A 12,944-nucleotide genomic window follows, 5' to 3' on the forward strand; every position below is an offset into this window, starting at 1 on the left:
GTGTCTCTCGTGAAACCGGGTGTATGGCGCACTCGTTCGAGTCTCCGGGCCGTTCGGAGGTCGAATTCACGACGAGCGAACTCACGGGTGCGCTAGGTGATTCAGTTACGGTATTGCCGCTGCTCGTCGCGCTCGCGGCGACCACGGCCGTCTCGCTCCCGCACGTCCTGATCGGCTTCGGCGTGTTCCAGATCGTCTGGGGGTTGTACTACGGCATGCCGCTTTCCGTCGAGCCGATGAAGGCGCTGATCGGGCTGGCGATCGTCGGATCGCTGTCGTACCCCGAACTCGCCGCGGCGGGGCTGCTCGCCGGCGTCGTCCTGCTCGCCGTCGGCTCGCTCGGCCTCGTCGATCGCCTCCAGCGGATCGTCGGCGAGCCCGTGATCCGCGGCGTCCAGTTCGCCGTCGCCCTGCTGTTGCTCGAGGCGGCCGTCGGGCTCTCGATCGCCAACCCGGCCGTCGCGCTCGCGGGGGTCGCGGTCGTCCTCGCGCTCGCCGCCGTCGGATACCGCCGCTCGAGCGTGCTGGTCGTCCTCGCGCTCGGCGGGGTCGCGGCGGTCCTGTCCGTCGGCGTTCCGACGCCGCGGCTTCCCGAACTCGCGATCTTCCCGGCCGGCGCGCCGACGGTCTCGGCGGCGGCGCTCGAGGGGACCGTCGCCCAGCTGGGGATGACCCTCGGAAACGCGGCGATCGCGACCGCGCTGCTCTGTGGCGACCTCTACGATCGGGACGTCTCCGCAGACTCGCTCTCGAAGAGCATGGGGGTCACCTGCCTCGCGGCGATCCCCGTCGGCGGCGTCCCGATGTGTCACGGCAGCGGCGGGCTAGCGGGAAAGTACGCCTTCGGCGCGCGGACCGGCGGCGCGAACGTCCTGCTCGGAGTCGGCTACCTCGCGCTCGCGCTGGTGGCCGCCGGCGCGCTGCTGGCCGCGTTCCCGATGGCCCTGCTCGGCGTCTTACTCGCCGTCGTCGCCCTCGAACTCGGCCGGGCGGCGTTCGCACCGGTCGACGACGGCTGGGCGCTCGCGCTGGTCGTCGGCGTCGGCGTCGTCGGCCTCGCGGTCAACGTCGGCGTCGCGTTCGTTCTCGGGGCCGTCTGTTTCTGGCTGCTCTCGAGGGAGAAGTGACGCCGTCGACGGGGGAGAGTCCGGTCGAGCCGCGCAGGCGTGGGAGCTTTCGTCCCGTCGTCCGAACGTCCGCCAATGACCGCAAGCTGGGAGGAGCTGTTCGACCGCGCCACCGAGTACGACGTCGACATCGACGACGTCAGAGACGCGTCCGACGCGGGGAAAAGCGATGAGTAAACGCCGCGACGAGCCCGACCCGACGCGCGTCGTCGCCGATCCGGCGGTGCTCGCGGCCGACCTGCTCGTCGACGGCGACGCCCGGGAGGCGCTCGACCACGTCCGTCGTCACTCCTGGGTCGACCTGGTTGCGAGCGAGCACTTACTCGAGGAGACCGAACGGCTCGTCGCGGCGCTGGCCGACGAGGAACTCGCGGGCGACCACCGGGCGCGACTCGAGGCCGACTGCGTCGCGGTCGACCACCCGGAAGACGACCACCCCGCGCTCGCGTCGGCCTATCGCGGTGAGGCGGCACACCTGCTCTCCGACGACGAGCGACTCGGTTCCGCGAAAGCGGGACTCTCGCTCCAGCCTCGCGTCTCGGTGAGCGTTCGTCCGCCGGACGCGTTCGCCCGGCTGTTCGACCCCGAGAGCCTCTACGAGGCGGTCGAGGGCGGCGAGTATCCCGGCCCCGACTGCGATCCGCGACGGTGACCGGTGGGCGGGCGTCCGGCAGCACTCGGTGACGGCTACCGGTACCAGTCGTTTTGCTCCGCGAGTTCGTCGAGATATCGCTGCGGTTTCCCGCGGTCGGTGAGATGAATTCGGGTCTCCGCGCGGTTCGAATACGCGACCGACTCGCACTCGGCGACGATTTCGTCGATCAGCTCGTGGAACTCGGCGTCGTCGTACGAACTCGAGTACGTCTCGAGGTCCGCGATGGTGACGGCGTACGGCGCCCGGTGACGCCGCTTGTACAGTTCGAGAACGACGTCCAGTTTGATCGCCGCACGGGCCGAGTCCGAGTCCCAGTCCACTCGAACTCGTTTCGCCGGCTCCGACATCATTGTTTGGGAAAGATATCCCAGGAATGAAATGGACCGTCCCATTCGTGGGATGGATTTATTAGCGACCGCGATCACTGTGCGAACATGACCGGTGGCTACGACTCGAGCGCGGGCGGAGCCTACAGTGAGAGTTCGCCGTTCGTCAAGTTGTTCGAAACGCCGAGTCGGGTGAAGATCGTCGACGTCTTTCTTCGAAAGCACTACGAGGAGTTGACCGCGTCGGACGTGATCGAACTCGCCGGGCTGTCTCGCAACTCGTTCCACCGAAACGTCGACGACCTCGAGGAACTCGGGATCGTCGAGCGGGCCGGGACGGTCGGGAACACGACCACCTACCGGCTGAACAAAGACAGCGAACTCGCGAAGACGCTCGCGGCGGCCCACGCCGACGTTCTGCGCCACTCGGCGCGCGTTCTCGAGACGACCGACGCCCGGATCGAGCGGTCGATCGAAGCGTCGGTAAAGCAAGCCCGCGGCGGCAACGACAAAGCGCGTGACGGCGACGACGCGGATCGGGACGCGTTCGACCGAAAAGTCGTCGACGCGATCGCCGGGTGAGACAATGAGTTCCGAAGAAAACAGGGAATACAGGCCGTTCAAGCAGGAGCTCTTCTTCGAGGACGCGGAGACGGGCGAGACGCTCGCGAAGTTCGCGAAATCGAGCGGCGTCGAGATTCCACCGGCGGGAGCGACCGTCACGCTCGCTATCGCCGAATTCGAGGGACCGGAGACGATCGCCGACGAACTTCGGGACGCGCGAGCGGAGTACGTCGTCGAGGACGTCGAGTACAGGTTCGCCCAGCCGATCGACACGGTTCCCGATCCGTCGACGGTCCATCAGTACGCGATCGTCACGGTGCTCGTGACGCCGGCCGACGACGGGTAACGTACGCGACACGGGACGGAAGATCGGCGGCGGTTCTCGATCGGACGGTCGCTCGTCGGTGAGCTACCCCGCGAAGGGGTCGGACGGTCGGTCGCGGTCGTTTCGCTCCGACGACGAACACCGCGTGGCGACGTCGGAGTGGAACGACCGACGCGGCTTACACCGGTTTTCGCGCCTCGATACGGGCGGAGACGATCGGTAGTTCGTCGCTCCACTCGCCTTCCTGGATGACTTCGACGTCGACGAACCCCGCATCCGCGAGCCACCGCTCGAGGTCTTCGATTCGCGCGGCGTCGCCGACGCACTCGGCGACCGCGTCCGGGTCGTCGCGGACCTCGGGCGGGAGCGGTCCCGTCGCGACGAGGTCCGAAATCGAGAGCGAGCCGCCGGGCCGGAGCACCCGGTAGGCTTCGGCGAACGCCCGCGGCTTGTCCGGCGAGAGGTTGACGACGCAGTTCGAGATGATCGTATCGACCGTCTCGTCGGCGACCGGGAGGTGTTCGATCTCGCCCAGTCGGAATTCGACGTGGTCGAACTCGCTCTCGGCCGCGTTCTCTCGAGCGCGCTCGAGCATCTCCGGCGTCATGTCCACCCCGATGACGTGACCGTCGGGACCGACTTCGCGCGCCGCGAGAAAGCAGTCGAACCCGCCGCCTGAGCCGAGGTCGAGCACCGTTTCCCCGGGCTCGAGGGCCGACATCGCGACCGGATTTCCACAGCCCAGCCCGAGGTTCGCGCCGTCGGGCGCTTGCGCCAGGTCGTCGGAGTCGTAGCCCAGCGCCGCCGATCGAGACGGATCGGCGCTTACGCCGCCGTCGTCGGCGTCGGCGGTCGTCGACCCGCAACAGCCGCCTTCGCCGGCGGCCACGTCGCCGTACTCCTCGCGAACGTGGGCCCGTCTGTCGGAGGTGCCGTCGGTTACTTTCGGGCCTGCGTTCGTCCGGTTGCTCGCGTCGTCGATGCTCGGGTCGTCCGTCGGTGTGCCGTTGTCTGTCATAGTTGAAGCGGGTTACTCGGTCGGCGTCTCGACGGCGGCGGCCACGTCGAGCAGTTCGAAGACCGCGGTGTCGGCGATGCGGTAGTAGGTCCACTTTCCCTTCTTGCGAGTCTTCACGAGGCCCGCCTCCCGGAGCGTCCGGAGGTGGGTCGCGACCGTCGACTGGGGCGCGTCGAGGACGACCTGTAGCTCGCAGGCACACAGCTCGCCGTCGCGCAGCGCCTCGAGCGCGCGAATCCGGTGGTCGTTCGCGAGCGCGCCGAAGACCGTCTCCTGCGTCGCCACCGTCTCGTCGGCCGGTCGGCGTTCCTCGAGTTCGGCGACGGGGTCGCAGTCGTCGGACAGCCGCTCGAGCGTCCGGCGAACGTCCGCCGCCGTCTCGTTGGACGAAGTCATATCGTATTTTCCCAATATGAGTGTACCATCGCTCTGGTTAAATCAGTACCGGTTGGACCGCAGATGGGTTGTGGCCTCACCGATACATCGGTCCAAGAGACCACGTCGATGGGCGTGGTGGGACAGGAACAGCCACAGAGAAAGCGACCCAGTTCGGGGATGCATCACCCCACCCTAATCGCGTTCGGATGAACGACTCTCAAACTCAAGTGGGGACTCCAATCGGTCTCGGATAGAGCGAGGGAAAACTGCATCGCTGCGTGGGGGACAGCACCGAAACGAGATGAGAAATGCCATCATGTGCCAAATCCCAATAATGGGCGCTCGGACCAACCTCCGAGCGCTCTATCCCGTCTCAAATACCGTTCGAACTAGACCGCGTCGAATAGACCACCAAACGAATCGAACATAGTAAGTGATAAATGCCAATATCCTGCCCTAATAATATGGATCAAGAGAGATTGAAAATACGACAGATTGTATTGGTCGCTCTTTCGGTAGTAGGTTTAGTATTCGTCATTGTTAACCCCGGCGTCACTATATTTATTCTGGCCCTATTACTCATCGTAAATTTATACACAATTAATTTGATTCTTAATATATCTAGTAGGGTTAGTGATTTGGAAGAGGCGTAAGAGATAATCGATGTATAGACCACATGACAGTGTGTGGCAAGAATGCTATCTCATAGCAAATAGACGGTAGTTAGAACTGTCTTTTTCTGTATAGAATGACTCAAAGAGATTCCTGTGAAGAATATTTATTTCCTCGATAGTCCCGTTCAATCACGTCGATTGACCGAATGTGGTCCTCAACAGTCATTTTGATCGTGTACCGGGCAGATGCAAGTGCCTCTCTACAGAGTCGACCTTGGAGACGCTCGCTAATCGTCATTGATTGGTTAGCCCAAGTTACAATCACTCGGATAGTACTATCTGAATCGTCATACGTTAGCTCATCCACGATTGCTTTTTCGCAGTTTCTAGAACCAATAAACAGTGTTCCAGATATTTTGATCTCCGGGCTGGTGTCCGCTTGATGCGTGATTTGTGGATTATCTTCGGGACCGATACCATTCCCCTCGAGATACCATCCCACGGGAGGGTTCTCTGTTTCGAAAGAGAATTCGCTAACCTGACTCGGGACGGTAATATTCATATCAGAACTGTATCTAACGTATCCGGCTGTTCCAATTGAAATCACTCCAGCACTAATACCACTACTAGTTAGAAGCTTCCGCCTGTTCATAAGTTCAGATCACACTCGGGTTGGAAAAAGATAGCGGGTGCAACGATTTTGGGCGGCAGTACAAATTCCACTCAAACTGTCCATCAGTGCTGACACTGGCTAACTGCTGTGACACAAACTTTCAAAGTCAACAAGTACTCAACGACGAACCGTCCCTTATGCACACCAGTCCCGGAGGGGTAATTTAACAGTGGCGCTCTCACTGAACCGTTCGGGGAGACGTATCTGCTGTTTCATGGCGTGCTACACCGGTTTTGTTCGGATGTGCCCTCTCTCGACCGAGTTGCGTAGATCACCTCGATTTCGGAGCAACGACCGGTTACATCATCCAGGAAACCCCGTCCGTAGACGTGAAAACCTGGTTGGTAGTTTTCCGATCTAGTATTCGTCGTCCGCGTACCACTCCGCGAACGCCGCGAGCGCCCGCCCGCGGTGTGAGATCGCGTTCTTTTCCTCGAGGCTCATCTCGGCCAGCGTTTGTCCGTTGTACTCGAAGATGGGGTCGTAGCCGAAGCCCTCGTCGCCGCGGGGGGCGACGATCGTCCCCGCGAGCGTCCCGTCGAACGTCTCCGTTCGCTCGCCGTCCGCGAACGCCAGGACCGTCCGAAAGCGCGCTCGCCGGTCGTCTTCGGCCTCGACGAGCCGCCAGAGGCGCTCGACGCCGACGGTGTCCTCGACGTACGCCGAGTACGGCCCCGGAAAGCCCGCGAGCGCGTCGACGAACAGCCCCGTGTCGCCCACGAGGACGGGGTCGTCGTTGCCCGTCTCCTCGAACGCTTCCCGCGCACCGACCCTGGCGATCTCCTCGAGCGAGTCGCTCTGGATTTCGGTGTAGTCGTACTCGATCTGTTCGACCCTGTCGATCCCCTCGAGGTACGCTCGAGCCTCGCGAACCTTTCCCTCGTTGCCGGTGACGAAGCGAACGGCCATGTGCGAGGCGGCGCGCTCCGGGCGAATATAGGCGTCGGTCGCGCGCTGTCTCGTACGGTTTCCTGTCCGTCAGTACCGGCGTACCCGCCGCCCGGGTCGCGAGTGCGCCGGTACATCGGTACAGCAATCCGTATCAGTCAGAGCAGACCGTATCAGTCTTCGCCACTATCTTCCGCCGATACCAGTACTCGTATTATCGTTCAGATAATCTGGCAGGGTGGAAGTCGCTCGCTCCGAAACGCGACCGCGTGGGGCGAACGCGTGCCTGACCGTTTAGAACCGCTCGATGCGGACCTCGTCGTCCGTGATCGATTCGACGTTTTGCTCGTCGAGTCGGTACGTTTCCCCGTTGGAACCGCCCCATCTGAGTTTCGACTTGATCGTGTCCGTCATTCCCGGATCGGGATCGGCGTGAGGAACCCCGCCCTCGACCGTCTCGACGATACCGATCTGTTCGCCGTCCGCGTCGACGGCTCGCTTTCCGTCGTCATCGCCGGTGAATTTCGCACACATACGACGACGTTCGTCGCTCCGAGAGTTAGTGGAGTCACTACATGTGCCGACGGCTCTCCGAACTGACCGGGACCACTCGAGTTCCGAACGGCGAGTGGCGTCCGACCCACGTTATTCCACATCAGGTGGGGATCCGACGGATCTGTTTGCGCGGGCCCGCTCGAGGCATCGTGTCTGTGGGTGGGTGTTGTTGGAAACGATCGGTGTCGGGATGATGAGTTGGATCGGCATTCGTCGTTAGTGCGGTGCGTGATCCCGTCGTAACCACTGTTCAACCATCTGTACGGCAATTTCAAACGAGAGAGGGCGATCCTTGTGTGAAAATCACACTTACTCGGCGAAACGGTTATCCGTCTATGTGCAGAACATGCACATATCATGAGCGCGAGCGACGATCCCCGGCGGGTGCATTTCCAGTCTCCCGAGTACCTCGTCGAGCGTCTCGATGCAGTCGCCGAACTTTTCGACACGGATCGGACTGATCTGCTCGTCGAGGCGATTCGCGACTACCTCGAGGAGACCGCCGATCGCGACACGTTCCAGGAATTGGTCGCGACGAAGTATTACGACGACCAACTCGAGTTCGAGACGGTCAAGCAACTGGTCGGCGCTGAAACCGCCCAGCGACTCCGACTTCTCAAGGCAGACCTCGAAGCTGAACCGGTGGATCTCGACGCACCTACCGACGTCGACATCTACGGTGACGACGCGATCGCGGTCGAACCCGACGATGCTGCCGATCGATGAGCGGGCCACGACTCCAGACCGTCGTCGCTGATACGAGCGCACTGGTCAGTGTGGCTGTTCCCCGTGCCGACGCGACGTACGATACCGCAACGGCTCCAGACCCGTTCCAGTATCTGCTCACCTCGTGTGACGTCTCCGTTCCGTCCGAGGTCGTCGAGGAACTCCGTGACCTCACGCAGTATCAGGATATCCACGGCGCTGCAGCGACGAACGTCCTCGCCGCTCGAGCGCACTACACGGTGATCGATCCCTACGAACGGGACGATACGCCGGAGTCGCGGCCCACGTTCGGACTCGACGACGGTGAGACCGATGGGATCGTCCTCGCGAACGCACTGGAGGTCGACGGGTTCCTGACCGACGAGTTCGGCGGGACGAACTTCGCGCTGATCCACGCCGTGTTACAGGGCCCGCGCATCGTCCCGACGCCGCGGCTCATCTGCGATTACGCCCGGAACGGGCATCTGAGCGTTAGTGCGGCTCGAGATCTGTTGACGACGATCGGCACTCACCGAAGCTGGGATAACAGTCCGTACGTGGTGCAGCTTCGGGAGCGACTCGAGTGACGTCTACCGTAGGCGATGCTGTGCGAAAGTTGCTATGCCGGGTTCTTCGCTTCTGTTGTTTGTGGGTAGTCAGTTATCAGGTGGTGTACTCGAGTCCGAGACGGTTTCTCGATGGTCTCGGTTTGTGGTTCGGCTTCCCGGACCACGTGTTCGACCGACTCCTTGTTTGCGGGAGGGTCGCGTTCGGTGTACGATAAGACTGCATATGAGTAGGTCCGCTCGAGGGATCGTGTCTGCGAGTAGCTGTAGGCGGATAACGTAGATGTTGGAATGGTGACTAGGATAAGGCAGTGGGTGTGGCTAAGGCCAAAGTCACAAATCAACCGCCCCATCTCCGCATCGTCTCTAAGGGAAAGCGCTCAACAATTACAATGTCTCACCCCAGCCCCGTACGCAGGGTCCCAGTTAAACCACATGAAATAATCCCCAACTAAGATTTGGAAATTGCCTGTGTGAACAACCTAGTCCCCATTGTTTCTGTAGTAAAGTCTCTGAGGGGAGATATAGGAAAATACACTGTGTTATAAACAATCAAGCATCATGTATTGTATTGATTATTTCTTTATGGATGTTGGGGTTATTATCGATATACTCTGAAATTTTCTGTATCTTTGTACTCTTGCTATCAGAATAATTTATTCCGGTAACATCCTCTAAACTATCATAGAAGGCTATTACCGGAAGATCTCTATTGTCTGTTCCAGCGATCTCCAGTTTGGAATCACAAATCACAATGTCTTGATTTGATATCTGATTCCTCGGATCTACTTTGACTTTATTTCCATACTGTTCGGTTAGCGAGTTGTTTAATTTACTGAAAAAAGAAGATATAGATTTTCCATCTAGATCTACTAATATGTATAATGAAAAGGAGGTAAACATTAGAGAATGGCTGCGGAATTTTTTAATCAAATTCCCGTATCCTTCTTCAGACTTATACAATGTTTCGAAGCGATCATCTGCTAAATGCTCTCTTAGGCGTCTTGTCTGATTGTATGCTGCCTCTTCAGTTAGATATTTGTCATAATTACTCTCGATATCCCCCATCTTATGTGCTAATTCAAGAAAATACACGTCATGTTTCCCTTCACTAAATACAACTTTCCGCATTTTAGATCCCCCGAAGATCAACGTTCAGATCCTCAATTTCTTCTTCAGCACTTCTATAATCCAATGTTCGTGGAATAGGATCTGTCAGTTGTAACAATTGAAAGTGGTCTGAAAGAAAGACTTCTTCTTTTGATTTGAGATTGTCTGAGAAAAACCCTTCAATCATGTCTATATTGTGTGTAGTTATAAACAACTGGAGGTTCTTTTCCCGAACGACCTTTACTAATTGCGTTAATAAACTTTCAATATATCCTGGATGCATATGCACATCGGGTTCTTCAAGAAGTAGTACATTCCCTTCTCGCTCCGCAGATAATACTTCCCAGAGAATTCCAACAATAGTTCGAAACCCATCACCCATGAACGAGTATGGAATCTCGTATTTCTCGCTATCATCTCTAAAGACAAGCTTCTCAAAGGAAAAATCCTCAAGATTTTCCAGAATATTATTTTCAATCAGATAATCTTCTATATCGCTTGCTTTCACTGCTGCATTCTCCTGACTCATGTCAACATCCTCTGCTTTCAAAAGAGGAGATTTTACTAAACGAACACCTTCAACAGGATCTGGCCTGTTACCCACAAAACGGTCAGAACCAAATCTAGGGACCAACTGATTATGCAAACCACGCATTATGGCATGTTGTAACCTCTCTCGTTCTCTCGGATCCTCAAAGTCAAAACTTTCCTTTGAATTTTTTTCTTGCAGTTTCTCTTTCGATTCTGAAATAATGTGTTCGCGTATCTCTTCATAATACTCCCCAAGATGGATATACGAATACAACTCCCCATCTATCTCCAGAACTATTGAATTGCTCCTTGTGCCAGAGATAGAAATATCCTCGGGCATCTCAGTGATAGTTTCAGTAAGAGCATCTTTCATATCTTCTTTAAATCCCTCTTCCTCAAAACTTTCATTATGTCTTATTCTAATCGGATAGTCTTCATTTGTCTCCAATATATCTTGGAGTGTATTAATGAATATATCGACAGATTCCTGCTCTCGAGGTTCTCTAAAGCCTATCTCACGGTGCTGTACCTCTGGGCTCTGACTTGTGAAATTACTATCAAGCGTCTGCTGCTGCCGTGTATACTCTGCGCTAATTGTGGCAGACTTTCCATTGGTATGTACAACCTTGTCAAGATTCTTCGAGAAATTGTCAATATATTTTGGGTTGAAGATTATATTAATGGATTCCAATAACGAAGTTTTCCCAGTGTTGTTCCTCCCAGTTATTAAATTCAACCTCTTTGGAGAGTAATCCAGCTCAGACACTCCTTTAAAATTCCTTATGTGGAGATTAGTGATCTCGGTCATTAGTTACATATCGTTTCAGGACGACTCGTGTTGAGTCCTTCGGTTGGTCGGGTTTCTATGAAGCCCTTCCCTCTGCCCCTGGGATTATTATAGAACATTTTGGAAAGTAAATACAGTCCATCACTAATCCAACCTTCTTTAATCCCTCCCACCCCCAGGGGTTGCATATTGAGGAATTTGACTTCACCAATATGAACACAACTGGCCCGAATTTGTGTTCATAATCGAGACTTGTCGTTTTGATACCGGTAGCGATTCCTCAGATAATTTCTCCTGCAGAAACTGGTGTGATTCTAACGGTGGAAAACTCGAAATATAGAATCTGTGTTCACTACCGGATGATTCCGGTCTGAGTGGAGATTCTACTCGGTATCCTCGAGCGGCTCGAGTTCGCTCGCGTCGAGTTCCTCGTCGAGATACGCTTCCCCGTCGTCAGTGATCGTGTAGAGTCCAGTAACAATCTGTTCGAGAAGCCCGTGGCGAGCCAATTTCTTGCACCTGCGACTAGCGTGGCTGCTGGACGGGCCACCGAACTCCTCGACCGCTGCAGGAGTGAGGTTCCCATGCTCGCGGAAGATCTCGAGGATCCGGTCGTCAACAGGCTGCATCCACTCCGCAGGTTGTCTGACCACGTTTTCAGTATCTCTGACCGTGCTCATATTCCCTCCGATGTGCAAGAAGAACTCAACTAATTCTACTATTGGATCAGTTATATCGTATTGTAACTCAGAGATAGTGAGTAATCTATTTAATGCCAGAGAGTGATGAGTTGCACGGAAGCCAGTCCAGCGGGCATTCGTCGAGAAATGCCCGACGTGTTGCAGCACGTCGGACGCGGCTTCCGACTCCCCTCCAGGGAATCTAGAAGCCATGCGAAAAGACAGCCCCCGAGCCCATAACTGTAGGGCTCACGAGCCAGGAGTATCGGCTACCGGTCACGAGCAACAGACAACCCAGAACGACCAGAAAACGCGCCCGCGCCACACCGCGGCACGGACGAGCAACAGTACATCCCCTGCGTCCGTCCAGTTCCCCGCAGAGACACCGACACGCCACACCACCACGCAGTACGACGAACTCCTCGTGGCTGGCGACGACGCGATCCTTTTCGAAGCCACGGGAGGTGACCGGCGATGACCCGCGGCGGCTATACATACCACCGACCAACCAACCGCCTGTCGAACCGCCGCCGGACACTCGAGCCCCCCAACCCCACCACCAAACCCGACAACCCCACCACCAAATCCGACAACCCCACCACCAAACCCGACACCCCCACCACTGCCAACCAACCCTCGCCGGGTGGTCACGATGGATAACCCCGACCGCACCCCGATCGGCGTCGACCTCGGCGAGTACAACCTCTACACCGCCTGTCCAGCCACGATGCCGGACTCGAGGGGAGCCTGTACGATCTCCGGCGACGAGATTTGCGCTCGCCTGGACGAACTCCGCGCACAGGTCGCCGCACTGCTCGCTAGCGCCTACGATCGCGACACGGTCGTCGCGTACGTGAGACAGTGTCGTAACGAGTTGCTCGAGGCCCTCGAGGACGCGGCACGAGAGCTCTGCGAGTACGCGAGCGCCTACGACCAGCCCGTGCTCGTCACCGAGGACAGCCACTACGAGCCGGACCTGTGGGCGTGGCTCACCGATCCCGACGCTCACCGCGGGACGGCGTGGCTCCTCTCGATGGCCCATCTGCGCCTCCGAGCGGTCGCCGCCGAGTACGCCATCGAGGTCACGGCGGTGCCCGAAGCCTACTCCTCACAGGAGTGTCACGGCTGTGGCGTCATCGGCGACCGACCGGTCGACAAGACGCTCCGCTGTCCCAACCCGGACTGTCACGTCGACGTGGTCCACGCGGATTACAACGCCGCGAAGGTCCTCGCACAGCGGTACTACCCCGGTCAGCGGTGTGCATACCGATCCCCACTCCCGGTCACGACGGCCGAGCGTCCGGCACTCGTCGCCGACGGCGGGCCACCACAGTCGCCACGGGAGGATGCGTAATCGCCGCCGACCGCGAGGCGACGAGCACGTCGAGATCGGGCAGCCTCGAGTCACCGCTGTGGAACCCACGCACCTCACCGCCCACTCC

The 12,944-nt window shown here is 57.9% G+C and carries 16 protein-coding genes; 7 read left to right on the forward strand and 9 right to left on the reverse strand.

Annotation, left to right across the window (positions count from 1 at the left end; translation table 11 throughout):
• The first annotated feature begins 23 nt into the window (after window positions 1-23).
• Both EA472_RS06040 and EA472_RS06045 read left to right on the forward strand, forming a co-directional pair.
• Window positions 24-1,127 (forward strand): putative sulfate/molybdate transporter, encoded by a 1,104-nt coding sequence (locus tag EA472_RS06040; protein ID WP_124190610.1) that lies wholly within the window; start codon window positions 24-26, stop codon window positions 1,125-1,127.
• A 169-nt stretch (window positions 1,128-1,296) separates the two neighbouring features.
• Window positions 1,297-1,779, forward strand: coding sequence for a DUF7384 family protein (locus EA472_RS06045; protein ID WP_124190611.1), 483 nt, complete (start codon window positions 1,297-1,299; stop codon window positions 1,777-1,779).
• Window positions 1,780-1,814: 35 nt separating this feature from the next.
• Here EA472_RS06045 and EA472_RS06050 read toward each other — a convergent pair whose 3' ends face one another.
• Window positions 1,815-2,102 (reverse strand): hypothetical protein, encoded by a 288-nt coding sequence (locus EA472_RS06050; protein WP_124190612.1) that lies wholly within the window; start codon window positions 2,100-2,102, stop codon window positions 1,815-1,817.
• 114 nt (window positions 2,103-2,216) lie between these two features.
• Here EA472_RS06050 and EA472_RS06055 point away from each other — a divergent pair, with 114 nt between their 5' ends.
• Together EA472_RS06055 and EA472_RS06060 are read left to right on the forward strand one after the other, a co-directional pair.
• A complete protein-coding gene (locus tag EA472_RS06055) occupies window positions 2,217-2,690 on the forward strand; it encodes a winged helix-turn-helix domain-containing protein (protein WP_124190613.1) in 474 nt (157 codons plus the stop codon).
• Between the two features lie 4 nt (window positions 2,691-2,694).
• The gene (locus tag EA472_RS06060) at window positions 2,695-3,018 is read left to right on the forward strand and encodes a hypothetical protein (protein WP_124190614.1); all 324 of its coding nucleotides are present in this window, start codon (window positions 2,695-2,697) and stop codon (window positions 3,016-3,018) included.
• A 157-nt stretch (window positions 3,019-3,175) separates the two neighbouring features.
• Here EA472_RS06060 and arsM read toward each other — a convergent pair whose 3' ends face one another.
• The 5 genes from arsM to EA472_RS06085 form a co-directional block, all read right to left on the reverse strand.
• Window positions 3,176-4,015 (reverse strand): arsenite methyltransferase, encoded by an 840-nt coding sequence (gene arsM / locus EA472_RS06065; protein WP_124190615.1) that lies wholly within the window; start codon window positions 4,013-4,015, stop codon window positions 3,176-3,178.
• Between the two features lie 12 nt (window positions 4,016-4,027).
• Window positions 4,028-4,411 (reverse strand): ArsR/SmtB family transcription factor, encoded by a 384-nt coding sequence (locus EA472_RS06070; RefSeq protein ID WP_124190616.1) that lies wholly within the window; start codon window positions 4,409-4,411, stop codon window positions 4,028-4,030.
• A 735-nt stretch (window positions 4,412-5,146) separates the two neighbouring features.
• On the reverse strand, window positions 5,147-5,659 hold the full coding sequence (locus EA472_RS06075; protein ID WP_124190617.1) for a hypothetical protein: 513 nt from the start codon (window positions 5,657-5,659) through the stop codon (window positions 5,147-5,149).
• Window positions 5,660-6,037: 378 nt separating this feature from the next.
• The gene (locus EA472_RS06080) at window positions 6,038-6,589 is read right to left on the reverse strand and encodes an XTP/dITP diphosphatase (protein ID WP_124190618.1); all 552 of its coding nucleotides are present in this window, start codon (window positions 6,587-6,589) and stop codon (window positions 6,038-6,040) included.
• 273 nt (window positions 6,590-6,862) lie between these two features.
• Window positions 6,863-7,102, reverse strand: a complete 240-nt coding sequence (locus EA472_RS06085; protein WP_124190619.1) for a PRC-barrel domain containing protein — start codon at window positions 7,100-7,102, stop codon at window positions 6,863-6,865.
• Between the two features lie 378 nt (window positions 7,103-7,480).
• Here EA472_RS06085 and EA472_RS06090 point away from each other — a divergent pair, with 378 nt between their 5' ends.
• Window positions 7,481-7,849 carry a hypothetical protein gene (locus tag EA472_RS06090; protein ID WP_124190620.1) on the forward strand — a complete coding sequence of 123 codons (369 nt, stop codon included), beginning with the start codon at window positions 7,481-7,483 and terminating at the stop codon, window positions 7,847-7,849.
• Window positions 7,846-8,415 carry a hypothetical protein gene (locus EA472_RS06095; protein ID WP_124190621.1) on the forward strand — a complete coding sequence of 190 codons (570 nt, stop codon included), beginning with the start codon at window positions 7,846-7,848 and terminating at the stop codon, window positions 8,413-8,415. The genes EA472_RS06090 and EA472_RS06095 overlap by 4 nt, the downstream gene beginning before the upstream one ends.
• Before the next feature lie 531 nt (window positions 8,416-8,946).
• Here EA472_RS06095 and EA472_RS06105 read toward each other — a convergent pair.
• From EA472_RS06105 to EA472_RS06115, 3 genes are all read right to left on the reverse strand, one after another.
• Window positions 8,947-9,462, reverse strand: coding sequence for a hypothetical protein (locus tag EA472_RS06105; RefSeq protein ID WP_124190623.1), 516 nt, complete (start codon window positions 9,460-9,462; stop codon window positions 8,947-8,949).
• 64 nt (window positions 9,463-9,526) lie between these two features.
• Complete coding sequence (locus tag EA472_RS06110) at window positions 9,527-10,843, reverse strand: AAA family ATPase (RefSeq protein ID WP_124190624.1); 1,317 nt, start codon at window positions 10,841-10,843, stop codon at window positions 9,527-9,529.
• Between the two features lie 362 nt (window positions 10,844-11,205).
• On the reverse strand, window positions 11,206-11,502 hold the full coding sequence (locus tag EA472_RS06115; protein WP_124190625.1) for a MarR family transcriptional regulator: 297 nt from the start codon (window positions 11,500-11,502) through the stop codon (window positions 11,206-11,208).
• 652 nt (window positions 11,503-12,154) lie between these two features.
• On the opposite strand from EA472_RS06115, the gene EA472_RS06120 reads away from it, so the two are divergent.
• Entirely contained in the window at window positions 12,155-12,856 is a 702-nt protein-coding gene (locus EA472_RS06120) for a zinc ribbon domain-containing protein (protein WP_124190626.1), read from the forward strand.
• Window positions 12,857-12,944 lie beyond the last annotated feature (88 nt).

Source organism: Natrarchaeobius oligotrophus (assembly GCF_003841465.1).
In the GTDB taxonomy this organism is placed as follows: Archaea; Halobacteriota; Halobacteria; order Halobacteriales; family Natrialbaceae; genus Natrarchaeobius; species Natrarchaeobius oligotrophus.